Here is a 26,393-nt window from a genome sequence, read left to right on the forward strand (position 1 = left end):
TGATGCTCCTTAAAGGGAAGTAAAAGCCAATGTCGGTACGTCGACAATGGTGGAGCCGCCGTCGGCCACCAGCGCCGCACCGGTAATGATCGACGCGTCCTCCGAACAGAGAAAACGGCAGATAGCGGCGATCTCTTCGGCGCTGGCCGGGCGACGCAGCGGCACGTCGCGGCATACCCGTTGGTAAGCCTGCTCCAGCGTAAGGTGGTACTCAGCCATCAGCGGCTGCATCTCTTCATCCGCCATCGGCGTAGTGACCCAACCGGGACACACCGCGTTGGCACGCACGCCCAGCGGGCCGTAGTCACGAGCGATGGAGCGCATCAGCCCAATCAGCGCATGTTTGGCGGTCACGTAGCCGCACACCTCCGGCCCGGCGGCCAGCGAAGCGATAGAGGCGACAAACAGCAGGTTGCCGCCGGTTTTCACCAGCTCCGGCAGGCAGGCGCGGGCGCTGGCAAAAGCACTGTTGAGGTTGCTGTCCAGCGCCTGACGCCACTGGTCATCGTTCATTTCGGTAATGCGCCCCAGCCCCATCCCGCCGGCGCTGCAGATCAGGCAATCAATGCGCCCGGCCTGCTGCAAAATGGCCGGCATCAGCTGGCTTTGCCAGCATTCACCGCTGGCCGCATCCCCCACCAATGCCTGCGCGCCAATGTCGTCCGCCAGCGCCATCAGAGGTTCACGGCGGCGGCCGATGATAAAGACCCGATCGCCCCTGCTCGCCAGCAGCCTGGCGCACGCAGCCCCCACGCCGGTGCCGCCGCCGGTAATCACCACCACTCTACTCATCCAGTTTCTCCATCAATTGGCCGATCATCAGCAGGCTGCTCAGCAGCAAGCGCCGCTGCTCCGGTTCCAGCCGCAGATAGCGGCGACCGGCAGGCAAACGGCTGACCACTTCCGAAGCGGCAAAATGTTCGATCTCCAGCCGCCAATGACCGGCCGCGACCGTCAGTTGGATACGCCGAAAATCCAGCTGCTCCAGCGTTTCGGCAATCTGCGGATAGCGCCACAGAGCGGCAATCATTCGCTGCGCTACGGCATCATCCCGGGTCGCGCGATAAACCACGCCGCGTCGCCGCAACCAACCGCCGGCGTTAATGCGTAGCGTCAGCGGCTCCTTCTGCGAGCACGCCCCCTGCACGCAGAAACGCTGACTAACGATATGCGCCATAAACAGCGCGCTGACCTGTTCGCTAATGTCGATAACCGCCCCCTGCGGCAAGGTCAGGCGCAGCAGGCAGGGCGAAAGGCGCTCGCAGGCATAGGGCTGCAGATTGTTCGCCAGCCGGCTGAGGGTGACGCCCGGCTGGTAGCCCGCCGGGGAGCGCTGCCAGTAGCGATTAAGTGAGGGAAGTAAGCCGATCAAACTGGGCCTCCTCGCTTTCCGTTTTGGCAAAGGCCGTTTCCAGTACCTGTTCGACCGGCACCGGTTTAAACGGATTGACCTTTTGCACGCACAGGGTCCAGAACAGCGCATAGGCGGCAGTCAAGCCAATCATGATGCTGAACGGGATATAGACGGCACGCGGATCCATGCCCGGCGGGGTGATATAGATAATCGCCAGCACGATGCCCACGCTGGAGACAATTTGCGGCAGCGGGAACCAGGGAGATTTGTAAGCGCGTGGCAGATCCGGGCGGCGAATACGCAGGATCACCACCGAGCAGGTGACCAGCAGGTAGGCCACGCCCCAGGCGCACACCGCCGCCAGCACCAGCGGAATAATACGGTCGAGATTGCCCTGAATGGCAAAGGCATGCACGCAGGGGATCAATACCGCGACCAGAATACCCACCACCGGGGTTTTAAAACGGGGGTGCAGATAGGCGAAGATACGTGGCAATGCCCCGTCCAGCGCCATGCCGTAAAGAATACGCGGCACCGCCGCCATCAGCGTGTTGATGGTCGCCGCCCCGGCCAGCAGCAGCCCGATACCCAACCAGTATTTGCCGAACTCGCCCATCACCTGACCGGCAAAAGCCGGGATCGCCATCGGCGTATCCAGCAGATGAACGCCGTTGGCGGCATCCACCACCACGTTTTCCACCTGATGGCTGAGCGCCGCGCCGTACAACGCCATGCACACCGCCACGCCACACAGCCCCAGCGACATCGCCCGTGGGATCACGCTGGCGGAGCGTTTGATCTCCGGCGCCATCGGCGTGACCAGCTCACAACCGACGAACATAAACATCGCCATGCCGATCAGGCTGAATACCGCAAAGGGATCGCTCAGGCTCAGCGTGCTGCCGAACCAGCCTTCCAGCGGTACCGCATGCGGCGAAAGCAGCCCGGTAATGCCAAATATCACCAGGGTGCTCCACATGGCGAAGGTCAGCACGATCTCCGCTTTACCGAAGGCCTCGATGCCGAAGGCGTTGAGTGCACCGAACACGATGACCAACCCCACCCCCACCATCCAGGAAGCATTGTGGGTTTCCATCAGGGTATTAAGGTGCTCAAAATTCACCAGCGCCATAATGCCGGATAGAATGGTTTCGGCGGTCCCGGCAAAGATATGCACGATCAGGTAGGCCGACAGTGCGCCGGTAATGGCAAAAAAGCGTCCCATACCACAGGCGATATAGTCATACACCGATCCGGAGGTCGGCAAGATCGCCGCCGCTTCCGAGAAGGTGGTGAGCTGGGCCTGCATCATGATAAAGGCGATCAGCATTGCCAGCGCGAAGGTATCGCCGCCGATGCCGAAACCGCTGGTCACGGTGAGGATCACCGGGCTGGCCATAATCACCCCGACCGAGCTGGCCAGCGTGGTGGGGAATCCGACCTTGCCCCGCTCAAGATGGGCATGAAGCCGCGACGACAGGTTCATGGTTATGTCCTCTTATAGTTTTATCGTTTGGCCCTGATGGTGCTTTTGCAGGTGTTTCGTCGCCAGTGGCGGCAATATCACTATAGAGAGGAAAAGAAAATGCTGACTATCGTCCTTAAGGACGAGGCCAAACCATAGCTTTTTCGTCTTACCTTTGGTGCCCAATCAACCGTTATGGTTTTCGTAGGCCAGAAAAGGTTTTCACAGAGAGAACAAACGGGATTAAGACTGTCTATCGTTCTTAAGAACGAGCCGTGGGGAGCGGCATCAGCGGTGAGACTGGCCGGTGATATCGCAGAGGGTCACCACGCCGAGGGGGAAACTGCTGTAAATTCAGCAGGAAGGCTATAGGTCATTCGTTAATATATTAATAAAATATCGACACTCGTGCGGCACTGTCGCTGCCGAGGCCTCTTCGTTGCCTTGTTATTTATGTGTTTTATTGCAATCAGGCTCACGTTGTTAATATGTATTTATTGTGTTGCACAATTGCTATCACTATGCTTGTATCGTTCACATATTGACCGAATATTCCAGACCGAACGATAAAGGGAGGAAATGAATCATGCACATTACATCGTCCGATGCCTTTATCAACAGCTGTTTGACCACCATTGCGCACCTGATCCCGGTGTCCGCAGGGGTGTTTTATTTGGTTAACCAGGACCTGCGGCCAGACCACTATATTTTGCACGGCATCTCCGATAAAACCCACCAGCAGTACTTGAACCATTTCCAGCAGATCGATCCGCTCAAGCCTGCCAACTTTCACCAGCAGGACATCAATATGGTCGGCATGAGCCCGGCGGCAATCGCCAATAACCGCCATTACTATCATGATTTTATGCTGCCCAATGATATGCGCGACATGACGGAGATCTTTATTCGGCAGCGTAAACGCATCGTTGCCGGGGTGTCCTTGATCCGCGATACGCCGTTTACCGAACTGGAACGCGGTCGCCTGCGGGCGGTGATGCCGCTGATCGAACTGGCGACCCGCGACCTGTTGCCCGACGGGGAAGCCCGCCTGCTGACCGCCAAAGAGCAGGAGATCGTCAATATGGTGCGTGAAGGCGCCAGTAATAAACGCATAGCGTTGAAGCTGGGTATTTCGCTTTCAACGGTAAAAACCCATATGCGCAATATTTTTGCCAAAACTGAAGTGGTCAACCGTACCGAATTGGTGGCCAGCAGCTTTATTGCCCACGGTTAATAAATAGAGCCATAACATCGGCTTATAGTGGAGAAAATAAGTTCGTTAATTATTCGCCATTCATGGCGCGGTTTCCGCCTGCCCAGAATACGGCAACGCGGTTATATCTGACTCAGGCTTAACCTGCGGGGATAATTATTATGTCCAGTGATTCCGTTTCTGTACCCGCTGCCGGGGCGGCTCTCCCCTGCCCGCCGCGGCTGCTGACCGCCATCATCATCTTTGCCGCCATTGCACCGGGCATCCTGATGACCGCTCCGGCGGTTGCCGCACAGCTGGCCAGCCAATGGTCGCTCACCCCCGCGCAAATCGGCCATCTGTTTTCCACCGAGCTGGGGGCCATGAGCCTCGCCACCCTGCCCGCCTGGTGGTGGATCAGCCGCGTTAACTGGCGCCGGGTGGCAACCCTGGCTGCGGGGGTGTTTATCGTCGGCAATTTGGCGTCGGCACTGGTCAGTGATTTTCACCTGTTACTGGGGCTGCGTTTCATCGCCTCTTTGGCGGGCGGCACGCTGATGATCCTGTGTATCACCTGTGCCGGTGGCACCGCCAACCCCAGCCGGGTTTACGCCTTGTGGGTGCTGGGCCAGTTGGTGCTTGGCGCCGTTGGGCTGCTGGTGCTGCCCTTGCTGTTCGCCCATTTTGGCCTGATGGCGGTATACCTGATCCTGGCGGCCATCATGCTGTGCTGCCTGCCGCTGCTTTCCGCCTTTCCCAGCGGCTTTCACCCTGCGCAATCCACCGCCCATACCACGGCAACGCCATGGCTGCGTAAAGTCTTCGCCGTCCTGGCGGTACTGACCTTTTATATCAGCCTGAGCGCAGTCTGGACCTTTATCGGCAGTATCGCCCACGCGGCCGGCCTTTCGCCGGTCAGCAGCGGCCAGGTGCTGGCGGCCGCCACGCTGTTTGGCATCGTCGGCGCCGGCGGTGCGGCGTTCATCAGTGCCAGGCGAGGCGGCAATGGACTGATCTGGCTAAGTTACGGCTTGTTGCTCGCCGGCATTGCGCTGCTGTTCCACACGCCGCAGCTGCTGCGCTTTGCGCTGGCGGCGGTGCTGTTCAAGTTTACCTGGACCTTTGTGCTGCCGTTTATCCTGGCCCGCGTCGCCGGGCTGGATAACAACGGCAAGCTGATGAACAACATCAATCTGGTGATTGGCGGCGGCATGGCGATCGGCCCAACGCTGGCCGGTTATTGGATTGAGTCTTCAGGCGGTTTCGACAGGCTGCTGGTCGGGGCGCTGGGCAGTGCGCTGCTGTCGCTGCTGCTGATTTCGCTGGCTTCACCGCGCGTTCAACGCGCCATTTAACAGGAGTAATAAGGTGAAAAGAAAAACCGGTTTCTTGTTTGATGAACGCTGTTTCTGGCACAGCACCGGCCTGCATGCCACCACGCTGCCGGTCGGCGGCTGGGTGCAACCGCCTTCAGGGGCGGGCCATGCCGAATCGCCGGAAACCAAACGGCGGATGAAAAACCTGATGGACGTGTCCGGCCTGTCGCGACAGATCCAGCTGCTAAGTGCCGACATGGCGACGGAAGAAGACCTGTTACGTATTCATCCGGCCGACTATCTGCAACGTTTCAAACAGCTAAGTGATAACGGCGGCGGCATGCTGGGTGAGGAAGCACCTTTGGGCCCGGGCAGCTACGAGATAGCCAAACTGTCCGCCGGGCTGGCCTGCGCGGCGGTCGAAGCGGTGCTGCAGGGCCACCTGGATAACGCCTATGCGTTGTCGCGCCCACCGGGCCACCATTGCCTGCCGGATCAGTCGATGGGGTTCTGCTTTCTGGCCAATATCCCGATCGCCATCGAGCGGGCCAGGGCCAAATACGGATTGGGCAAAGTGGCGGTGCTCGATTGGGACGTGCATCACGGCAATGGTACGCAGCATATCTATTGGCAACGTGACGACGTACTGACGATGTCGCTGCATCAGGACGGCTGCTTCCCGGCGGGCTACTCCGGTGAACAGGACCGCGGTGCCGGGGCGGGAGAAGGCTTTAACATCAATGTTCCGCTGCTGGCGGGTGCCGGTGACGACGGCTATCTGTATGCCATGCGACAGATAGTGATCCCGGCACTCGAGCGCTTCAAACCCGAGCTGATCATTGTTGCCTGCGGCTACGATGCCAATGCCCTCGACCCGCTGGCGCGCATGCAGTTGCACAGCGATAGTTTCCGCAGCATGACGGCCCTGGTGCAGGACGCCGCCGACCGCCTGTGCGATGGAAAGCTGGTGATGGTGCATGAGGGCGGTTATGCCGAGTCCTACGTGCCCTTCTGCGGGCTGGCGGTGATGGAGCAGCTTAGCGGTATTCGCACCGAGGTCGAAGATCCGCTGTTGGCATTCATCCGCCAACAGCAGCCGCGAGACGCCTTCAATCTGTTCCAACGCCAGGCTATCGATGCGCTGGCACAGCACTTCATTCGCTAAATATCCTGGGGCACCGCACGCAGTGCCCCTACCCATTCTCCGCTTTGCCGCTACGCTGAATATGACCTTTCCGATGAGAAAATACGATGTCTGAACAGAAGATCAGCTTTATCAAAGGTGGGCATGGCGATATTGCCGTGCATGACTGGGGCCATGACCGACCGCGTTTTCTGGCGCTGCTGGTGCACGGTTACGGCGAGCATCTCGGCCGTTATCAGTACGTCGCTCGTACGCTGGAAGCGCAGGGTGCGCGGGTGTTCGGCCCCGATCATCTCGGCCATGGGCTTTCGCAGGGCGAACGCGTATTGATTGAAGATTATGACGCCGTGGCCGACGACGTTCGACGCGTAACGGAGCATTTTCAGCGGCTGCATCCTGGCGTCCCCCTGGTGGTTATCGGCCATTCCATGGGCGGGATGATTGCCACCCGCTACGTTCAACGTTATGGCGATGACGTGCGTGCGCTGGTGCTTTCCGGCCCCTTGATTGGCGAAAGAACCCTGATTTCGGATTTGCTTACTCTGCCAGAGATCCCGGACACGCCGCTCGATACTGCCACCCTGTCGCGTGATCCGTCGGTGGGGGAAGCCTATCAGGCCGACCCGCTGGTGTGGCACGGGCCGTTCAAACGCCCGACGCTGCGGGCGATGCAGCAGATCCTGGCAAAAATTAACGCCGGCCCGGGCTTCGGCACGCTGCCTACGCTGTGGATACATGGCGATGACGACAGGCTGGTGTTAATGGCGGAATCGCAAACCGCGATCGATCGGCTCAAGGGCAGCGATTTCGAAGCGATGGTCAATCCAGGCGGGCGACACGAGAGTTTTAACGAAACCAACAAGGATCAGATATTAAGGCGGATCACCGACTTTATCGAACGGGTGCTGGGATAGCTGAATACCCCTCTCCCGGCGGAGAGGGGCCAGTTAACGATCAGCCTTCGACGATCGCCAGGTAATGTTTTACAAAACGATCCGAGGTGATCTCCCAGCGTACCGGGGTGCCTTTTTCGACAAACCACGAATCCCCGGCCTGATACTGCACGGATTTACCGGTCTTTTCGTCGGTCAGCGTCGCGCTACCCTCCCACACCGTGGCGTGTTCGGAGAACGGATACTCCATTACAAAGGTGCCGCGCGTGCAGCTGAAAATACCGCAGTTCAGGTTATCGGTCGGCTCACCGAAAAGGCTCGCCACCCCGACGTTTGGCTCACCGGCGATCACCGTGGCGCCCAGGTTGCTGACGCTGCCAATGTCCAACAGTTCAGGCAGCGGTTGCTTAAGCAGTAATGGTTTCATGTTTCTCTCCTGTGATAAAAATTAGCGACGACCTTTCCAGTAACCGGACGTCTGGTGCCAAACCTTGCCGGCGGTGGTCATTACCCGTCGCAGCTTGTCTTTACCGAAGATATTGACGTGCGGAATCGAACTCATCAGATCGTAACGATCCGATCCTTCGCTCATGCCCTCGGCCAACACTTTGCAGACGATATGACTCGGCGTTACGCCAAAGCCGGAATAGCCCTGCACATAAAACACGTTGTCATGCTGCGGCAAGGTGCCGATCTGCGGGAACAGGTTGGCGCTGCAACACAGCGGCCCGCCCCAGGCCAGGTCGATCTTCACGTCATGCAGGTACGGGAACACTTTCAGCATCAGGTTGCGGTTCCAGGCCTTAAGATCCGACGGAATGTATTCGATCAAGCGGGTGGCGCTGCCAAACAGCAGCCGGTTTTCATTGGTCACCCGGTAATAATCGATCACCGGGCGGATATCGCTGTAGGCACCGCGGATCGGGCTGATCTGGCGGATCAGTTCTTCAGGCAAGGGTTCGGTCGCCAGTTGGAACGCGTAGGTATTGATGGTTTTGTTGTAGATGAACGGCTCCATGCCGTTGAGGAAACCGTTGCACGCCCACAGCATCTTGTTGGCACGTACTGAGCCCATGGCGGTGCGCACCTTAATGCGCGAACCGTATTCCACGCCCAGCACGCTGCTGTTTTCGAAGATTTTTACGCCGTAGCCGCTGAGCGCCTTCGCCTCGCCCAACAGCAGGTTGAGCGAATGCACGTGGCCGCCGCCCATGTGTTTCAATGCGCAGGTGTAGGCATCTGACCCCACGACCTGTTTCACCTCTGCGCCGGTGTAGAGTTCAATCTCTTCATTCGGCGATACCGCCTTGAATTCCTTCAGCCAGCTGCGCAGGGTTTTCTCCTGGCGTGCATTGCTGCCGAGGTAGCCGTAGCCAAAACAGAAATCGGCATCAATCTCGTACTTCTTGATGCGCTCACGAATAATCCCGGCGCCGAGGTTGCTGATTTTGAAGATGGTTTCCAGCCCGGAGGGGCCGACGTGGCGTTTGATTTTTTCCAGATCGTGACCGATACCGGCCATCACCTGCCCGCCATTGCGGCCGGTGCCGCCGTAGCCCAGGTAGCGCCCTTCGAGTATGGCGATATTGGTGATGCCGCGCTCAGCCAACTCCAGGGCGGTATTGATGCCGGAGAAACCACCGCCGATGATCACCACGTCAACGTCCAGATCTTCTTCCAGCGTCGGAAAGCGCAGATCGTATTTTTTGGTTGCCGCGTAGTAGGTTAACGATTCGATATTATTGTTCACTGTCGCACTCCCGAAGACCCTATGCCATAACATCGGATTATCAGGAGGTGGGCGCGACGTCGCCATGTCCCTTTAGGGACATTCGCAACAAATAATTAACACTCAGGCGCTGCGGCGCAGCGGGGTGGCCAACAGCAGATTGAACAGTTCGGCCTGCGAACCGATCGCCAGCTTGCTGTAGATGTTCTTGCGGTGGTTTTTCACCGTTCCCAGGCTGATGAACAGCCGATCGGCGATTTGCTGCGAGCCGCAGCCGTCCAGGATCAGATCCACTATTTCGCGCTCGCGCGGCGTCAACAGATAACGTGCCTGCACCGCATGATCCGTCACCCTTTCTGGTTCTGCCGGGGCGACGACCACTTCGCCATGCAGCCGCGCGACGCTCTTGAGCAGCGTCAGCGCATCACGCAACTCAGCCAACTGCGGATAACGCACGCCCACCGACTGGCGCGCCGAGCCGAAAAACACCCCCAACCCGCGTTCCGGCGTCAGGGGCAGCAGCACGCCGGCTTCATCATGCCAGCCGGTCTTGCGGTAAAAGTTACGGTAATAATCAGTATGGTAGAAGCCGCAGGGAGCCAACTGGCGCAGGGTCAGCACCTCGCCGCCGCCGCCATCATTCAGCGCCTGGTAAAACGGATCCTGCAGGTAAGCGCCCTGTTGATAGAGTTGATTGACCGCGTCACTGTTTTCTCGCTCGGTTTTGATCAGGCAACGTGGCGCCTGGCCGCGTTCAAACGCGTAAACAATGGCGCTATCAAAGGCGAAGAACCCTTCCAGCCAGGCCAACAGGTTGGGATAGAAACCTTGGGTTGCGACTGCGTCTATCACTGCGGATAACCGTTCCACCTGAATATTCATCTTCGCCCGCCATCATTAATAAATTAACAATCACTTTATTCCGGCTACGCCGTGGCCTGTTTGTTATAGAAAACACTCAATAGCGCCAAATGCAACAGCAGAATCGTTTACATGTTAAACAAATCACACCTTCGCCAGATTATTGCGGCGTGGCCTAACGAGGCTTGATTAATATATTAACGGAATCCCTTTCAGGCAGCGAAAAGCAGTGGTTCAGCCGCAGAGGCTGGCTTATGCTGTGGTTTTCGCGTGCCAAGGAGAGAACATGACTACCAGCCTGACCATTGCCAACCGCCAGACCTGGTTCGGCCACGGCAGCATCAGCCAACTGATCCCGCTACTGACCGCCGAGCCACAGCCGACGCTGCTGTTTAGCTGCCGATCATTCCTCAATGGCGCGGTGTATTCCTCACTGGCAGACGCATTGACGCCACTGCTGCTCGGCACCGAAATCGTCAGTCACGAGGCTTCACCGCAAGAGATAGACGCCTGGGTCGCGCGCTGGCGCGGCAAGGTAAGACGCGTGGTAGCCATTGGCGGCGGTAGCGTGCTGGATGCTGCCAAGGCCTTTGCCGCGCTGGTCGAGCACCCGTTGCCCACCCTGCGCTATATGGAAAAGATCGGCGACACAAAAATCAGCGGTGCAACCCTGCCGCTCATTGCCATCCCGACCACCGCCGGTACCGGCAGTGAAGTCACGCAAAATGCGGTGATCACCGACACCCAGGTGAGCAAGGTGAAAGCCTCGCTGCGCCATAGCAACTTTGTGCCACACACCGCCATCCTGGATCCGCAGCTGCTGCAAGGGTCACCGGACAAGGTGCTGGCCTACTGCGCCATCGACGCCTTTACCCACCTGTTCGAGGCCTATCTGTCCAAAACCGCCAATACCATGACGCGCGAGATGTCGCTGACCGGCATTCGCCACTTCCTGCAGGCTTGGCCTGCGCTCAACCGCAGCGCCGAGGCTCACGAGGCGATTATGCAAGCCTCTTACCTTGGCGGCCTGACGCTGAGCGCCGCTGGGCTGGGAGTGATCCACGGCATCGCCGGCGAGATTGGCGCCCTGCGCGATTATCACCACGGCCAGGTCTGTGGTCGCCTGCTGCTGCCGTTCCTCGAACTGCTGGCGAAAAGCGAACAACCGCAGCAGCGGGCGCTGATGGCTGAGCTTGCCGCCCGCCTGTTCCCCGAGCAACATGACAGCCCGGAACGCTACCTGATCGACTTTATTACCCGCAATGCCATCGCCAGTTTCTGGCAGGATGACCTGCCGATTTCCGCAGACGAACTGGCGGTGACGCTGGCAAAATCCAACAGCAAGAACTCGCTGATCGACTACAGCGCGCCGCAGCGGCAGCAGATGATCGAAGGCGCATTCCGCATCGAATGATTATATAATCAGATCAAAGTAATAGCGGGAGATTGGACATGGGCATCATCAGCTGGATTTTCACCGGCATCGCGATTGGCATCCTGGTCGGCTTGCTGATCAAGATTTTTGGCAAGAAGAAAGATCAGTAAACATCAAGCTGTTCCATGAGCTGCCAGCAGGCATTCGTGGAACAGCTTGACCACCCGCTGCGGGCTGGGCGAACGCCGCAGCACGCTGGAATATTCGCAGTGATAACGGAACAGCGTCGGTTTGATGGCGCGCATCATATTTTGCGCGACAAAAAACGCCGCATAGTGGTCGGGAAGAAAGCCGACGTACTTACCGGAAAGAATTAGGGTCGCGATCGACTCCTGGGCAAACCCCGTTGCCTTGCGATGTAAATGCTGCTGCAGGCTCAGTTCCATATTCGGCGAATGGTAGCCTAATCCGGCAAAGGCATAATTGTGCAACAGATCCCAATTTAGTATTTCATGGTTAGCGGAAAATAATTCATGTTGCGCGCCACAATATAAGAACATCCTCTCATGAAATAACGAACTATAAGATAAACTTTCCGCACTGCGGTGCATGGGAATAATGCCAATTTGAAATTGGCCGTCAATGACGCCGCGTTCAATGGTATTTATCGGTTCCACATACATTTGCAAAGAGACATCCGGCGCCTGCTCGCTGAATAAGGCAATCGCCCGGCCGATATGTGCCTGAGGATTACTGACGGTATGGTCGAATATCGCCACGTGCAGCTGCCCACCCAGGCGTTGATGCACATCATCCACCCCACGGCGAAAGGCCTCGGTCGCCGCCAACAGATTCACGGTTTCCTGATAAATCAGCAGCCCTTCGTCAGTAACCGCAAACCCCTCGCGCCCGCGGTGGCACAGCGTCAGGCCCAGCCGCTGCTCCAGATCCTTGATATGCTTGCTGATGGTCGACAGGCTGATATTCAGCTCCAGCTCGGCGGCGCTCATGCCGCCACAGTCGACCACCGCCTTAAATACCCGCAGCAACCGCAGATCCATATCCGATAACTGGCCCAACAATGCGCGCTTTTTTACTTGCATAAAACCTTAAGTAAGTTTCGACATATGATTATTCACATTAGTGAAGAAGCAGAACATAGTCAATTTCACTCAACAATTCATTAACACGTTTATTTATACCCTCTAGCTTTTATAGTTGCGGCCAGACGGCCAGCTCACTCAGCCCAGGTACTTACTCAAGTAAGTACCTGGGCTGAGCTGGTGCAGATAACAACGCTGCAATTTAAAAGATGACGGGCATAGTTAATTAACCGTACCTATTCTCCCCCTCGGAGGGAAAAATGGCTGATTTAAATCAACGTGAAAATAAAGCCGACCGTGAATGGTTAGAAGCACATTGGATGCCCTTTACCGGCAACCGTAATTTTAAAGCCAACCCGAGAATGATAAGCCACGCGCAAGGCGTTTATTATACCAGCCAGGACGGTCGCAAGATTTTTGACGGGTTATCCGGGTTGTGGTGCTGCGGATTGGGCCATGGCCGCCAGGAAATTGCCGATGCCGCTCACCGGCAACTTTCCCGATTGGATTATTCCCCGGCGTTTCAGTTCGGCCATGCCTTATCTTTCGAGCTGGCGAACAAAATCAAGGCCATGACCCCGGCCGGGCTGGACTATGTGTTTTTCACCGGTTCCGGCTCCGAAGCGGCAGACACTTCGTTAAAAATGGCGCGTGCCTATTGGCGAGCCAAGGGCCAGGCGGGCAAAACCTGTTTTATCGGTCGCGAGAAGGGCTACCACGGCGTTAACTTTGGCGGCATCGCGGTGGGGGGCATTGCCGGCAATCGTAAAGCCTTTGGCGCCAGCGCCGAAGCGGACCACCTGCCCCATACCCAACTGGCGGGAAATGCCTTTTCGCGCGGCATGCCCGAGCAAGGCGCCGAGCTTGCGGAAGAACTCAACCGCATCATCACACTGCGTGACGCTTCGACCATCGCCGCGGTGATAGTCGAACCCTTCTCCGGCTCGGCCGGGGTGATCGTACCGCCGGTCGGTTATCTGCAACGCATCCGCGAGATCTGTACTCAACACAATATTCTGCTGATTTTTGACGAAGTGATCACCGCCTTCGGCCGCTGCGGCGCATTGACCGGCGCCGAGGCATTCGGCGTCACGCCGGACATCATGAATATTGCCAAACAGGTCACCAACGGCGCACAGCCGATGGGGGCCGTGGTAGTTCGCCCCGAAATTTACCAGGCCTTCATGGCCACCGATGAACCGGAATATTTGCTCGAATTCCCGCACGGCTACACCTACTCCGCCCATCCGGTCAGCTGTGCGGTGGGGCTGGCGACGCTGGATATCATTGAACGCGAACAGATGATCGAACGGGTGCAGGCGCTGGCCCCCCATTTCGAACGTGCAGTGCACAGCTTACAGGGCAGCAACCACGTCAGCGACATTCGCAACTTCGGTCTGGCGGCGGGTATCACGCTGGCGGCCCGACCGGGCGAAGCGGCACGCAGGCCGTATGAAGTGGCGATGCGCTGCTGGGAAAGCGGGTTTTATGTCCGCTATGGCGGCGACACCCTGCAGTTGGCACCCCCGTTTATCAGCAGCGAGGCGCAGATCGACTCGCTGATCAACGCCCTCGGCGACGCTATCAACGCAACCGAATAATAAAGGAGCGCAAGCCATGCCAATTGCACATTGGATCAACGGCCAGTCCGCCACCGGCGGAACCCGCAGCCAGCCGGTTTACGATCCGGCTACCGGGCTGTCGCATCAGGAGGTGTTACTGGCCGACCGCGCCACGGTAGAAAGCGCCATCGACGCCGCCGAGCAAGCCTACCCAGCCTGGCGCGATACGCCACCGCTAAAGCGGGCCAGGGTGATGATGCGTCTAAAAACGCTGCTGGAACAGCATGCCGATGCCATCTGCCGGTTGATCACCGCCGAACATGGCAAAGTGCTCAGCGATGCCATGGGAGAACTGCAGCGCGGCATCGAGAATATTGAGTACGCCAGCTATGCGCCGGAACTGCTGAAAGGCGAACACAGCAAGGATGCCGGGCCGGGCATCGACAGCTGGAGCGAGTTTCAACCGCTGGGAGTGGTGGCAGGCATCACGCCGTTTAACTTCCCGGCGATGGTACCGCTGTGGATGTGGCCAATGGCGGTGGTGTGCGGCAACACCTTTGTGTTGAAACCTTCCGAACGCGTCCCTTCCTCCACGCTGTATATCGCTCAACTGGCGTCCGAAGCCGGGCTGCCGCCGGGAGTGCTGAATCTGGTCAACGGCGACCGCGAGGCGGTGGACACCCTGCTGCACGATCCCCGGGTCAAAGCCGTCAGCTTTGTCGGCTCTACGCCGGTAGCGGAGCACATCTATCACACCGGTTGTGGCCAGAACAAACGGGTGCAGGCGCTGGGCGGCGCGAAGAACCATGCGGTGGTGCTGCCGGATGCCGACATCGCCGGCAGCGTCAGTGCGCTGATGGGTGCGGCGTTCGGCTCCTGCGGACAACGCTGCATGGCCATCCCGCTGGTGGTGGCGGTGGGAGACGGCACGGCCGACGCGTTGGTTGCCGGGTTACAGCGGCAAATGGCGGCCATGCGGGTCGGTGCCGGTAACGATAACCGCAACGACATGGGGCCGCTGGTCACCCAACAGCATTATGAAAAAGTGAAAGGCTATATCGATCAGGGTGTTGAGCAGGGAGCTACCCTGGTGGTCGACGGTCGCGAGCTGGCGGTGCGGGACGACAGCGGGCAAATCAGCCAGGGTTATTTCCTTGGCCCAACGCTGTTTGACCACGTGCGACCGGGCATGCGGATTTATCAGGAGGAGATCTTCGGCCCGGTGCTGGGCGTGGTTCGGGTCGGATCGCTGAAAGAGGCGATGGCGATGATAGACGCCCACGAGTACGGCAACGGAACCTGCCTGTTCACCCGCGACGGCGAGGCGGCGCGTTATTTTTCCAGTCATATTCAGGTCGGTATGGTGGGGATCAACGTTGCGCTGCCGGTTCCGGTGGCTTATCACTCGTTCGGCGGCTGGAAACGCTCGCTGTTTGGCGACCTACACGCCTACGGCCCGGATGCCGTCAGGTTCTACACCAAGCGCAAAACCATTACCCAGCGCTGGCCTTCTTCCCATGACGCCCAGCATGCCACCTTCAGCTTCCCGTCCGGGCAAGGGTAATTTCATAATAATCATAATGATTTTTTAGAGGCGAAGAAATTCGCCTCGCTTTCCACGCGCTCCATTTAATCAGGCCCGGGCAGCGGCATGCCATCGCAAGGCTCTACCGCACGATCGCTGCCCGCAAAATAACCCACTAACGCGTTAATGGAGTTTTGAATGACTGAGCCCACACCAGAACACAAATTCAAAGGTAATCTCAGCGTCCTCGACGTGGTGATGATTACCGCCTCCGGCGTCACGCCCGCCAGCTCAATTTTCGTTATTGCTCCGCTGGCGATCGCCAGCGCCGGTAGCGGTGCCTTTATCTCATTTCTGATCGCTGCCTTTATCGCCGCCACTATAGCCCTGTGCTACGCCGAACTCGGTGCGGCACACCCCAGCGCCGGGGGCGAATACAGCATTATCAAACGCCTCTTCGGCACCCTGTGCGGGCTGCAAACTTACCTGTTTATTCTCAGTGCCGCGCTGTTCGTACCGGCGGTGCTGGCCACCGGTGCCGTGCCTTATTTGAACACCGCGCTGGGGACTCAGTTCGACGCCTCTACCGCCGGGATGATCACCATCTTGATCGGCGGAGCCTGCGCCATTTTCAACATCAAGGCCAATGCGCTGCTGACCGGCACCTTTTTGGTGGTTGAAATCGCGGTGCTGGGGCTAATCGCCTGGTTGGGCTTTAGCACCCCGCACCAAAGTGCGGACATCCTCGTCGCGCCGGTGATGCTAAACCCCGAAGGCGTGTTGGCACCGGTTTCCGTACCGCTGATCGTCGCCATGGTCGGCGTCGCGCTGTTTTCCTATAACGGCTACGGTGCCGCGGTGTATATGGCGGAGGACATGCGCGAGCAGGGCAAACCCATGGCCACCGCCATCATGCTGACGTTGGCGATCGTGGTACTGGTCGAGCTGCTGCCCTTCACCGCTTTGCTGATTGGCGCGCCGTCCCTGGCGGAAATGGCCAAACAGGCCGATCCGGTCGGCTACGTGGTCAGCCAACTGGGTGGGCCGACGCTGGCGCGGGTAGTCAGCGGCGCGATTTACCTGTCGGTGTTCAACGCCATTATCGCCATCGTGGCGCAGTTTAGCCGCATGATGTTCTCCAGCGGGCGTGACGGTTTTTGGCTGCCGCAGGTGAACCGGGCGCTGAAAATCATCCATCCGCGTTTCGGCACGCCGTGGATTGCCACTCTGCTGTTCGGTATTCCCTCGGCGCTGTTGGCCTTTTGCTCCAACCTCGGCGATCTGACCTCATTTACCGTGATCCTGCTGCTGCTGGTGTACATCATCATGGCCGTCGCCGCGCTGATCAGTCGCCGCCGCGTACGTTTCCACCACCCGTATCTGATGCCGCTGTGGCCGCTGCCGGTGGCGATCGCGCTGATCGGCTGCCTGTATGTGTTATGGACAATTTTGATCGCCAGCAGCCTGAAAGACTTTATTATCATTGCCGGTATCCTCTGCTTTGGCCTGCTGCTGAGCTATATGCGCACCCGGCAGGCTATCCCGCACGTTGAACCCTCAATTGAAGGAGAATAACCATGTCGCAGCGCGCTCAGGATTTGGGCATTAAAATCGGCCACGGCGTTGCCGGCCCGCTGAACGCCATCACCGACGTGCCCGGCGTTCGCGTCGGCCACGCCAGCATCCACGCCGATTTGGCCGACGGGCGCAGCGTGCGTACCGGCGTCACGGTGATCGAACCGCGTCCCGGCCAGGCCCGGCAATCCCCCTGCTTTGCCGGCGTACATGTGCTTAACGGCAACGGCGACGCCACCGGGCTGGAGTGGATCCGCGAAGCCGGCCTGCTCACCAGCCCAATCGCCTTCACCAACACCCACAGCGTCGGCGTGGTACGTGACAGCCTGATCGCGCTGGAACGTGAAGCGCTGCCGGCCGACGACGCGGTGTACTGGAATATGCCGGTGGTAATGGAAACCTTCGATGGCCTGCTCAACGACATCAACGGTTTTCACGTCAAGCCTGAACATGTGCGGCAAGCACTGCAGGCGGCACACGAAGGATTACCCCAGGAAGGTGCGGTCGGTGGCGGCAGCGGCATGATCTGCCATGAGTTCAAGGGCGGCATCGGCACCGCTTCGCGCCGCCTGCCTGCCGATCGCGGTGGCTGGACGGTCGGTGCCATCGTGCAGGCCAACCACGGCAAACGCGCGTCGCTGCTGGTGGGCGGTTATCCGGTAGGCCGTCATTTGGCACATATTCACTCGCCGTTTACACCGCAGCTGCCGCACCCGGGCATGGGGTCGATCGTCGTCACCCTGGCCACCGACGCCCCGCTGTTGCCGCACCAATGCGCCCGTCTGGCACAACGCGCCAGCATCGGCATTGCCCGCACCGGCGGCGGTACCGAAGACTCGAGCGGCGACATTTTTATCGCCTTCGCCACCGGCAATGACGGCCTCCCCCCTGCCGACTACGCCAACAAAGGTGCCTTTACCACCCCGCTGCGCATGGTGAACAACGATTACATCTCCGAGCTGTTTGCCGCAGCGGCAGAAGCGGTGGAAGAGGCGATTATCAATGCCCTGCTGGCCGCCAATACCGTTTCCGGTAATGGCCATCGGGCGGAGGGACTGAGCGCCGAACAGTTGCTGACGGCACTGGAAAAAAGCGGCTGGCGGAAATAATTTCAATGTCTGCTCTGGTTATGAGGACAGACTAAAAAATGCTACTCTGGGCGGCGTCCATTTTTTGATTCTCAAGGAATTAATGATGAGCCGCCTCTCGCTCAAATCCATATTAAATAGGATCCCCCCGGGGAAACGACGCATCCAATTTGTGGTAAGCGTTTTACTGGTCTTCTTCGCGCTATTTCTCTACAACAAAAATTATATTATTTATGCCATAACCCTGTGCTTGCTTATGGCGATGCCGACCTTATTGTTGCTTAGAACCGTTGCTCTGTTTCCCACAATCAAAAAAAAGCTAATCAGACGCTATTGGCGTTTAGTGATCAACACCCGGCAATTTTATAAGCTATCGCTTGCGACAGAGTTCCTGCTTTATGTCGCCACATTTCTCATTACCTTGCAAATTCCCTACGCTTTCCTGATTAACGCTCAAAGCCTGCTGATGTTACAGATCAGCATTGGGATCTATGCGTTCGCAGCCCTGTTAGATTTAAAATCCAGGTGTGAATGGGTGATAAGAAAAACCTGGGCAAGATTGGCAGGAAAAGTCCTGCTAGCCGGTATAGGAACGTTGGCCTTTTACATTTCAACTGCCATGTCAAAGAGTTGGCTAACAGAACTCACCCACACTAACGCGCGTTTTTTCCCAGAAATGACCACGATAGTCGCGACCCTGTATACACCCATCGCTTACTTGAGCATCATCCTACTATGCGTTATCACAATGGCCGTATTGGAATGGTTAGCCATTCTCATTCCAATGTTCGTCACCATGCCGCTGCAAATATTTGCACCGAACTTTATTAAACGCACGGCGCAGCGTCTTATTACCGGGAAGAAACATCTCTCACCCGATGCGAACAAAGAGTTAGAAGTGAAAAAGCTCATCATGCTGCCGCGCATAGCGGCGCCTCTCATACTGGCTTCTTTAATGGTCATAGGCATGCAAAGTACTTATGACATCAGCTCACCAACCCTCAGTCTTATCGCAAAAAAATTCCTTGTTGAGCTTCATTATCACCCCAACTACCAATGTAATAATCTTCCCCCTGAAGCGACAGTCGCTGAATTGGAAAAAGGGGTGGTCTCCGTTGCTTATTTTGGCGATAACACCCTTTCCTTTAAAGAGCAGAAATGTGAAACGTCATCCAACGATAAATAATAACCACCACGCTATTTCACACTATTGAGATTCGCCGCCCGGTTTGGGCGTCGGGTAGTCGTAATCCAGTTTCAGCGGTTCGGCGTAAAGGCTGTCCCACAGTTGGCTGTACAGCTTGTCCAGCCGCTGGCTCATGTTCACGTCGTGCAGCACAATCTCCAGATTACGCGAATTGTCCAGATAGCCGCCGGTCCAGTTGCTGGTGCCTACCCAGGCGATCTCGCCGTCGATGGTCATGATTTTACTGTGGATCACCCGGGCAAACGGGATAAACCCGCTGCTTGCCGGCGGAATGGTGACCACTTTCACCTGCACATTCGGCACCAGCGCCAGGCTTTTCAGCCAGGCGATATCCGGCTTTTTGGTATTCCAGTTAGCGACCATCAGCTCAATCTGCACACCGCGCGCGGCAGCGCTGCGCAGGGCGTTATCGATCACGGCGTAGTAAGGCCGGGTGCGGTCCGGGCCAAAAGACAACGGCGCGTAGTCCATCACCTGTACCCGCACTCGCTGCCTGGCCGAGGCCAACAGGCGCGGCAGCTCAAGCTGCGAATCAATCACGCCCGCCGGGTTGTAGGCACGCGGGCTGGCGACCAGGTAATTGCTCTGCAGCGGTTCTACCGTGGGTTGGGGCGTCAGTTGGGGCACCGGTTTTTCCGCCGCCAGCAACGCCTGCGCCTGCCAATCCTGTTCGAAGATCGCCTGGATCTGCCGCACCACACCGGCATCGCTGATGCGCAGCCCGGTTTCATGGATGTGCGTCAGCGCGCGCCAGTCAAAGTTCTGGCTGCCGACAAACGCCTGTTCACCGTCCACCAGCAGGTATTTAGCATGCAGAATGCCGCCGCTCAGCCGCTGGTAAGGGATGATACGCAGCTCCAGATTCGGGATCGCCTTAAGCTGTTCCAGCGTTTCGGGAGTAGAAATGCGGATGCCCTTCTCCTCCATCAGGAAACGAATTTTTACCCCACGTTCCCCCGCCGCTTTAAGATGCTGCAGCACGCCATCCAGCAGCGAACCCTGTTGGTTCGCCACGTAGAACTGGCCCAGATCGATGCGGGTTTTCGCCGCATCAAACATCTGCTGCCACACTTCGGCAGTGTTGCGCAGGTCATCCGCCTGCAACGCGGTTTCTACCGGTGCGGTATACACCAGCTCGTAGCCGGGAATTTCAAAGCGCGCCGCCGCATTCTGGCTCAACATCAACAGGCAACCACCCCATAACGCAGTGTAAAGGCGGCCTAATGGCCACCATGAATGACGGCCATTAGGCATAGCGCGGCACCTCGCTGTCAACCCGTTGCTCGCGGTTGCCGTTTTCCGGGCGGCTGCCCGGCGCACCGGCGCGGATCAGCAGTACCTTCAACAGTTCGTTAATGCGCTCCATGCGGCTTTGCAGATAGTTGTTCCCCACCAGGCACAGCAGCGCGATGGCGATACCCAGTCCGGTAGCGTACAGCGCGGTGCCCATCCCGGCAGAAACCAGGCTCGGCTCGGACACTCCCGAGGCAGCCAGTGCCTTAAAGGTTTCGATAATCCCCATCACCGTGCCCAGCAGCCCCAACAGTGGTGCCGCGGTAACGATAGTTTCCAGCAACCACAGGCCCCGCGCCATCAGCGGCTTGCTCAACAAATACTGAGCGTCGATCAAATCACCGATTGCCTCGCGGTCACCGGCACGGTGTTTTTGCTCCAGCACCGGTGAAATCACCGCCAGCGGCAGGCTGTTGCGCTGGGTCAACTCATCCGGCAGATCGGCCGTGCGGTGCACATCCAACGTCAGCGCCTGCTCCAGTCGACGCGCCTGGCGTTGGGTATAGGCGAAATACAACGCACGTTCGATAATGATCACCAGTGCAATCGCCAGCGCGGCGTACATCACGTAGAAAATAATGTCGTGTAGCAGATTGGCATTCATCGTTCAGTCCTCTTACCCGTCGTCTTTCAAGCCGCAGCGTTGTTACCTGCACTCGCTCACCCCAGTTACTTACTTAAGTAAGCGCCTGGGGATGAGCGAGTTGGCCGCCTGGCTGCAACTTGAAAGCCATAGGGTATAAATAGTTAAAAGGTGGCTTCCAGCGATACGCTGAAGGTACGTTCTTCCCCGACGTTGTAGTAAGGCGTGCTGGCCCTTACGCCGTTATAAGGCGCGGCGTTGAAGGTGGTGGAGCGCACCGAAGTCAGGTACTCCTTGTCAAACAGGTTGCTGATGCCGAAGCGGAGCGCCGCGCTCTTGACGATCTTCTTGTCCACCGGCAAATGCACCCCCGCCGCCAGATCGAATACCGTCCGGCCGCCAATCTTCTCGTCATTGGTCAGGTCGCCGTAGAACGAACTGACGTACTTGCCGCTCACGCTGCTGTAATACAAACCGTCGTCATAACCCAGGGTCACGTTAAGCAGGTTTTTCGGCACGTTCGGCACTTCTTTACCGCTGGTCGGCAGCGGCAGGCCGCCGTTGCTGACAATGTCGCTCTTCTGCTTGGACTCGGTATAGGTGTACGAGGTGTAGTAGTTGAAGTTATGCGGCAGTTGGCCGCTCCACTCCAGTTCCAGCCCTTTGTTCTCTACGTTGCCGATGTTCATCATCTCGTAGTCACCGTCCGGATTGGTGGTAGAGATTTGACGGTCGCTGTAGCGCAAGTAGAACAGCGAGGCGCTCAGCAGCATATCTTCACGCTCGAAACGCCAGCCCAGCTCATGGTTCCAGCTCAGTTCAGGCTTGGTGCTAAGCGAATCGCCGACGTTGTACAACACGTAGTTTGGCGGGGTGCGCATGTTGCGCGTCAGGTTATAGAACACCTGGTTTTCCGGGTTCAGCTTGTAGCTGGCGCTGAAGTTCGGCAGAAATTCATGGTATTTGGCATCACGCTTTTCCGGCACGTTATACAGGCTGCCCTTGTTATCGCCTTTTCGTTCAACGTACTGATAGGCCAGCCCGCCGACGAAGGTCCAGTCCGGCGTCGCGAACCAGGTGTCCTGCAGCCACACTTTTTGCGCCGGGGTAATGGTGTACTGGTTACGCCCCTGCACGGTTTTGCCGTTGGCGTCCTTCACCTGATCGGAACCGCCCGGTTTACCCGAGAGCTGCTGCGGGTTGCCGTCGTCCTTGATGCCGATAAACGGCTGGGTCTGCGACTGACGCGCACGTTCAAACCAGTAGCCGATATCCAGGCTGTGCTGATCGTTGATGTCCCACTTCAGCTTGGTGGTGATACCCGGCCGCCAGGTCTGGGTCCAGGAAGGACGGTAATAAGTGTTGGACTGCAAGTTGCTGAGGTCATACTGACCGGCCCGATCCGAGGTACTGGACAGTACCGATGCGCTCTGGCCGCTGAAGCTGCCGCCGTTCCCCCAGTAGTAATAGGGTTGCAGGGTTAACGCCAGGTTGTCGCGCAGCTGCAGCTTCTGAGTGAACGTCAGGTTGAAATTCTCGAACGGATTACGGTTGAGCTTGTAATAGCGAGTCAGCTGGCCCCGGTTATTGTAGGACGGCGTGGTGTCATAATCGCCACGGGGGTCTTCCGCGAACTGAGCCTTGCTGCGTGTGTTGTAGTTGACGTTATTTTGCTGGTTGTACTTCATGATCAGGTTGCTGCTGTTGCCGTTACCGTCTTCATACAACGAGTTCATCTCGAACTTGTCGGAGTACAAACGCCCTTCTCCGCGCCACTTTTTGGCCTCGGTGTGCGAATAGGAGATCCAGTTGCTGAAGCCGTTGTACTCACCGGTCTCCAGACGGGCAAAGGTTTTGCTCAGGTTGTTGCTGCCCAGCGTCTGTTTGACGAAGCCGCCGAAGTCTTTAGACGGACGCCGCGTCACCAGGCCAATATTGCCGCCGCTGGAGCCGATGTGCGGGCCGTCGGCTTCCGAGGAGCCCTGGGTGACGAACACTTCCCCCAGGTTCTCCGAATCACCCAGTAGGTTCGGGTAAACCGCATAGTTGCCGGAATCATTAATCGGGATCCCGTCCATCGACAGGCCGATTTGATCGGAGCTCATACCGCGCATGGTGTAATCAACGCCGCTCAGACCGCTGGCATCGTCGCTGTTGACGTTCAGGCCCGGCGTGTATTTCAGCTTGTCGATGGCGTTGGCCGCCGCCGGCATTTTATCCATCGCCTCTTTGGTGATGGTGGAACGCGACTTGGCGCTGTCCTCCTGCACCATCATGCCGCCGCCCAGCGACTGCCCCTTAACGTTGATGGTGCCGACGTCGGTCGAGTCCGCCGCCAGCACGGCACCCGGTAACATCGCCGACATCACTGCCAGATAAACCCCAGATCGATTGAAAGATTTCATTGTTTCCATCCCATAAAAATCAAACTGTTATGCCAGGCATCAAGGCGCCTGATAATTGAACGTGGCTGAAAATCTTTTGGTTGTTTGCCCGTTGAAAGCCTCAGTTGGGAACGGCTTCACCTGGCTGATACTTTGCAAACTGCTCAGCGCCGCACGGTTGAGCAGCATGCTGGAGGCCTTATTAGCGATGCCGGAAGAGATCACCCGACCGCTGCGATCCACCTCCAGCCACACCTCGACGTTGCCCTGCGGCCGTTCAAGCGAAGCCTGCCGCCCGCTGGGATAGCGCTTGCGCTGCTCCAGCTCATGGCGCAATGCCTGCAGATAACCGTTTTCGATTGCCTGCGCGTTCACCTTCGGTGCCGCTGGAGCCGGCGGAACGGGCTGTGCGGCGGGCTTGCTGACCAAGGTCCTCGGCGCTGCCGGCACCGCGGCGGGCCTGGCCTTTTCCACCGGCTTGGCTTTCTCTTTCACCGGCTTGGGTTTGGGTTTCGGCTGTGGCTTGGGCACCGGTTTGGCCTCGACAATCGGCTCAGGTGCAGGCACCACAGGTTCAGGAAGGGGCTCAGGTTCCGGCGGCGGTGGCTCGGGTTGCGGCGGGGTTTCCACCGGCGGCTCCGGTTCCGGCTGCGGCTGAGGTTCCGGCTCGACCAATGCCAGCTCCATGGCGGTTTCGTCATAGCGCGGCTGAATTTTCAGCGCCGCCTGTTGGCTGGCGAACAGCACGCAGCCCGCGACGATCAGCGCCGGCAACCAGCTGAAAAGGTGACGTGAGCGATAGAGCAGATACATGTCACAGCTTCCGTGTGGCGATGGAGACGGAGAAGAAACCGCCCTGGCGCAGGTTATCCATCACCGCGACCAAGCGCTCTACCGCAACGCCTTTGTCGCTGTTAACGATAATGGTGGTGGTCTGGTTTTCCTGCTGCTGTTGCTTCAGCGTGCTGACCAGCGCGCTCAGCGCTATCGGCTGGCCGTCGAGCTGCAGTTGCTCCTCCGCGCCCAGGGTAATGATCGCCTTCTTCTGCGGCTTCAATTGCTGAGCGCTACCGGCGGACGGCAACTGAGTCTTCAGGCCAAGGGCCGGGATCACGTTCAGGCTAATCAACACAAAAAACACCAGCAAAAACATCATCACGTCGATCATCGGGATCAGTTCGATGTGCGCTTTGTTCTTTTTCGGCTCGTTCCAGTTACGCATGGCACTCCCTCCCAAAAGCAAAGCAGCCAATATAGAGAGCCTATGTTTATCTTTTGTTACGTTTGTGTGATCTTATTTTCACAATGCAGAGGTTTTGAGAGTTTTTTCTCAGGCAATCACTGGTCGGAGGGGATATATAACCAATTAATTAACGATGATTTTTTGAGGAATAATTACCAGGAAGGATTTATAGCGGTGATGCATAGGCAGGTAAGCTGTGATTATTCTGACACTCTACAGCAAGATCTTCAGGTCGCGTTTTTGCACCAGAGAAAGAAGTTTCAGCGACGGGCCTCCCGACAGTTTCCCGTCGCAATTTGGCCCACCTACAGCTTCGCGATGCCCGTTTAAGGCAACGAGAAAATCTGTTTTTTGCTAACAGTACCCGACCTTTAAAGCGGCAGCGGTAACGAAAAGCAAAGAACTGCGGAGGCCTGCGCAAAACGGTGTTTTTTAGCCATAAAAAAAGGCGCCCTAAGGCGCCTTTTCTACAGCGACTGAATCAATCAGTTCACTTTAACCGGCATACCGGAACGGGCTTTGATTGCCGCGTCCACTTCGCTCTGGTTAACCGCCGGGTCCATCATCACTTTGCCCACTGGCGCAGAGATGGTCAACGGCACCGGATCTTTGGACTTCAGCTGTTCTTCGTTAGCAGAGAGTGGGTTGTGCACTTCAATGTAACGGGAACCGTCCGGCTCAACGCTGGCTTTGATCGGCTCGTTGATGAACTGCACGCGAGTGCCGACCGGAACGTTTTCGAACAGGAACTTGATGTCGTCAGCACGCAGACGCACACAACCGTGGCTCACGCGCAGACCGATACCGAAGTTGGCATTGGTACCGTGGATCGCATACAGACGACCGACGTACAGCGCGTACAGCCCCATAGGGTTGTCCGGACCAGCCGGGAATACTGCAGGCAGGATCTCGCCGTCCGCGGCGTATTCCGCACGCATCTTGGCGGTTGGCGTCCAGGTTGGGCCGTCTTTCTTGCGCTGCACGGTGGTAGTCCAGTTCAGCGGCGTATCTTTGCCCAACTGGCCGATACCGATTGGCAACACGATCACGGTGTTGGTGCCTTTCGGGTAGTAGTACAGACGCATTTCGGCGCTGTTGATGATGATACCTTCACGTGGCGCATCCGGCAGGATCAACTGCTGTGGGATGGTCAGAGTGCTGCCCGCTTTCGGCAGGAAAGGATCCACACCCGGGTTGGCTTCCAGCATATTGCTCAGGCCCATCTGGTATTGAGCGGCAAAGCTCTCCAGCGGCAGCTTGCTGTCTTCCGGTACGGTGATCTGGATGTTCTCACCCACCAGACGGCTGTCTTTGGCAGGCAACGGATATACAACGGCGAAGGCAGCCTGGCTGAAAGCCACCAGTGCCGTAAACAGGGTTAGTAACGCGCGAATGCTCATTTTCATCTTCGTGTTGGTAGTGGCCACTGGCAGTTATCAATATAGGTTATGCGGCCATAAATGACCGGATGCGCATTATATGTGCACATCGGCCTAAGTGT

At 57.6% G+C, this 26,393-nt stretch carries 23 protein-coding genes; 10 read left to right on the top strand and 13 right to left on the bottom strand.

Going from position 1 to position 26,393, the window contains the following annotated elements; all coding sequences use genetic code 11:
* Positions 1–9 precede the first annotated feature (9 nt).
* Genes AC1RKC_RS18760 through AC1RKC_RS18770 form a run of 3 tightly spaced genes read right to left on the bottom strand, consistent with a single transcriptional unit; the run spans position 10 to position 2,840 of the window.
* Positions 10–792 (bottom strand): SDR family NAD(P)-dependent oxidoreductase, encoded by a 783-nt coding sequence (locus AC1RKC_RS18760; protein WP_048762883.1) that lies wholly within the window; start codon positions 790–792, stop codon positions 10–12.
* Positions 785–1,372 carry a DUF3156 family protein gene (locus AC1RKC_RS18765; RefSeq protein WP_261139437.1) on the bottom strand — a complete coding sequence of 196 codons (588 nt, stop codon included), beginning with the start codon at positions 1,370–1,372 and terminating at the stop codon, positions 785–787. Before AC1RKC_RS18765 ends, AC1RKC_RS18760 begins: the two co-directional genes overlap by 8 nt.
* A complete protein-coding gene (locus AC1RKC_RS18770) occupies positions 1,347–2,840 on the bottom strand; it encodes an APC family permease (RefSeq protein ID WP_261139439.1) in 1,494 nt (497 codons plus the stop codon). Before AC1RKC_RS18770 ends, AC1RKC_RS18765 begins: the two co-directional genes overlap by 26 nt.
* Positions 2,841–3,405: 565 nt before the next feature.
* On the opposite strand from AC1RKC_RS18770, the gene AC1RKC_RS18775 reads away from it, so the two are divergent.
* The 4 genes from AC1RKC_RS18775 (at position 3,406) to AC1RKC_RS18790 (ending at position 7,385) form a co-directional block, all read left to right on the top strand.
* The gene (locus AC1RKC_RS18775; protein ID WP_020825075.1) at positions 3,406–4,053 is read left to right on the top strand and encodes a helix-turn-helix transcriptional regulator; all 648 of its coding nucleotides are present in this window, start codon (positions 3,406–3,408) and stop codon (positions 4,051–4,053) included.
* A gap of 140 nt (positions 4,054–4,193) precedes the next feature.
* Positions 4,194–5,366, top strand: coding sequence for an MFS transporter (locus AC1RKC_RS18780; RefSeq protein ID WP_142816005.1), 1,173 nt, complete (start codon positions 4,194–4,196; stop codon positions 5,364–5,366).
* Positions 5,367–5,379: 13 nt separating this feature from the next.
* Positions 5,380–6,492 carry a class II histone deacetylase gene (locus AC1RKC_RS18785; RefSeq protein WP_115060201.1) on the top strand — a complete coding sequence of 371 codons (1,113 nt, stop codon included), beginning with the start codon at positions 5,380–5,382 and terminating at the stop codon, positions 6,490–6,492.
* Positions 6,493–6,578: 86 nt separating this feature from the next.
* Positions 6,579–7,385, top strand: coding sequence for an alpha/beta hydrolase (locus AC1RKC_RS18790; RefSeq protein WP_261135841.1), 807 nt, complete (start codon positions 6,579–6,581; stop codon positions 7,383–7,385).
* 40 nt (positions 7,386–7,425) lie between these two features.
* On the opposite strand, the gene AC1RKC_RS18795 is transcribed toward AC1RKC_RS18790, so the two are convergent.
* From AC1RKC_RS18795 to AC1RKC_RS18805, 3 genes are all read right to left on the bottom strand, one after another.
* Complete coding sequence (locus AC1RKC_RS18795) at positions 7,426–7,791, bottom strand: cupin domain-containing protein (RefSeq protein ID WP_046374581.1); 366 nt, start codon at positions 7,789–7,791, stop codon at positions 7,426–7,428.
* Between the two features lie 21 nt (positions 7,792–7,812).
* Positions 7,813–9,114: an NAD(P)/FAD-dependent oxidoreductase gene (locus tag AC1RKC_RS18800; RefSeq protein ID WP_046374582.1), complete on the bottom strand. Its 1,302-nt coding sequence runs from the start codon at positions 9,112–9,114 to the stop codon at positions 7,813–7,815.
* A 102-nt stretch (positions 9,115–9,216) separates the two neighbouring features.
* Complete coding sequence (locus AC1RKC_RS18805) at positions 9,217–9,975, bottom strand: response regulator transcription factor (protein WP_046374583.1); 759 nt, start codon at positions 9,973–9,975, stop codon at positions 9,217–9,219.
* A 265-nt stretch (positions 9,976–10,240) separates the two neighbouring features.
* Between AC1RKC_RS18805 and AC1RKC_RS18810 the strand changes: the two genes are divergently transcribed.
* Positions 10,241–11,368: an iron-containing alcohol dehydrogenase gene (locus AC1RKC_RS18810; protein ID WP_261139441.1), complete on the top strand. Its 1,128-nt coding sequence runs from the start codon at positions 10,241–10,243 to the stop codon at positions 11,366–11,368.
* Positions 11,369–11,502: 134 nt separating this feature from the next.
* Here AC1RKC_RS18810 and AC1RKC_RS18815 read toward each other — a convergent pair whose 3' ends face one another.
* Positions 11,503–12,432: a LysR family transcriptional regulator gene (locus AC1RKC_RS18815; protein ID WP_020825066.1), complete on the bottom strand. Its 930-nt coding sequence runs from the start codon at positions 12,430–12,432 to the stop codon at positions 11,503–11,505.
* Positions 12,433–12,692: 260 nt separating this feature from the next.
* On the opposite strand from AC1RKC_RS18815, the gene aptA reads away from it, so the two are divergent.
* The 5 genes from aptA to AC1RKC_RS18840 all read left to right on the top strand — a co-directional run bounded on the left by aptA (position 12,693) and on the right by AC1RKC_RS18840 (position 19,368).
* Positions 12,693–14,033 carry an omega-aminotransferase AptA gene (gene aptA, locus AC1RKC_RS18820; RefSeq protein WP_261139442.1) on the top strand — a complete coding sequence of 447 codons (1,341 nt, stop codon included), beginning with the start codon at positions 12,693–12,695 and terminating at the stop codon, positions 14,031–14,033.
* 16 nt (positions 14,034–14,049) lie between these two features.
* Positions 14,050–15,558: a CoA-acylating methylmalonate-semialdehyde dehydrogenase gene (locus tag AC1RKC_RS18825; protein ID WP_261139443.1), complete on the top strand. Its 1,509-nt coding sequence runs from the start codon at positions 14,050–14,052 to the stop codon at positions 15,556–15,558.
* 159 nt (positions 15,559–15,717) lie between these two features.
* On the top strand, positions 15,718–17,094 hold the full coding sequence (locus AC1RKC_RS18830) for an APC family permease (protein WP_020825063.1): 1,377 nt from the start codon (positions 15,718–15,720) through the stop codon (positions 17,092–17,094).
* A gap of 2 nt (positions 17,095–17,096) precedes the next feature.
* Positions 17,097–18,203, top strand: a complete 1,107-nt coding sequence (locus tag AC1RKC_RS18835) for a DmpA family aminopeptidase (protein WP_493092703.1) — start codon at positions 17,097–17,099, stop codon at positions 18,201–18,203.
* Positions 18,204–18,288: 85 nt separating this feature from the next.
* Positions 18,289–19,368 carry a hypothetical protein gene (locus AC1RKC_RS18840; protein WP_020825061.1) on the top strand — a complete coding sequence of 360 codons (1,080 nt, stop codon included), beginning with the start codon at positions 18,289–18,291 and terminating at the stop codon, positions 19,366–19,368.
* A 21-nt stretch (positions 19,369–19,389) separates the two neighbouring features.
* Here the strand turns inward: AC1RKC_RS18840 and AC1RKC_RS18845 are convergent, their stop codons facing one another.
* The 6 genes from AC1RKC_RS18845 to AC1RKC_RS18870 all read right to left on the bottom strand — a co-directional run bounded on the left by AC1RKC_RS18845 (position 19,390) and on the right by AC1RKC_RS18870 (position 26,298).
* Complete coding sequence (locus AC1RKC_RS18845; RefSeq protein ID WP_261139445.1) at positions 19,390–20,643, bottom strand: phospholipase D-like domain-containing protein; 1,254 nt, start codon at positions 20,641–20,643, stop codon at positions 19,390–19,392.
* Positions 20,636–21,286, bottom strand: coding sequence for a MotA/TolQ/ExbB proton channel family protein (locus AC1RKC_RS18850; RefSeq protein ID WP_260629309.1), 651 nt, complete (start codon positions 21,284–21,286; stop codon positions 20,636–20,638). The genes AC1RKC_RS18845 and AC1RKC_RS18850 overlap by 8 nt, the downstream gene beginning before the upstream one ends.
* A gap of 143 nt (positions 21,287–21,429) precedes the next feature.
* Positions 21,430–23,670 carry a TonB-dependent receptor family protein gene (locus tag AC1RKC_RS18855; protein ID WP_490635013.1) on the bottom strand — a complete coding sequence of 747 codons (2,241 nt, stop codon included), beginning with the start codon at positions 23,668–23,670 and terminating at the stop codon, positions 21,430–21,432.
* A gap of 39 nt (positions 23,671–23,709) precedes the next feature.
* On the bottom strand, positions 23,710–24,462 hold the full coding sequence (locus AC1RKC_RS18860; RefSeq protein ID WP_490635012.1) for an energy transducer TonB family protein: 753 nt from the start codon (positions 24,460–24,462) through the stop codon (positions 23,710–23,712).
* Position 24,463: 1 nt separating this feature from the next.
* Positions 24,464–24,871 (bottom strand): ExbD/TolR family protein, encoded by a 408-nt coding sequence (locus AC1RKC_RS18865; RefSeq protein WP_020825056.1) that lies wholly within the window; start codon positions 24,869–24,871, stop codon positions 24,464–24,466.
* Positions 24,872–25,377: 506 nt separating this feature from the next.
* Positions 25,378–26,298: a L,D-transpeptidase family protein gene (locus tag AC1RKC_RS18870; RefSeq protein WP_041414166.1), complete on the bottom strand. Its 921-nt coding sequence runs from the start codon at positions 26,296–26,298 to the stop codon at positions 25,378–25,380.
* Positions 26,299–26,393 lie beyond the last annotated feature (95 nt).

It is taken from the genome of Serratia sp. GW822-FHT06E05, assembly GCF_058799445.1.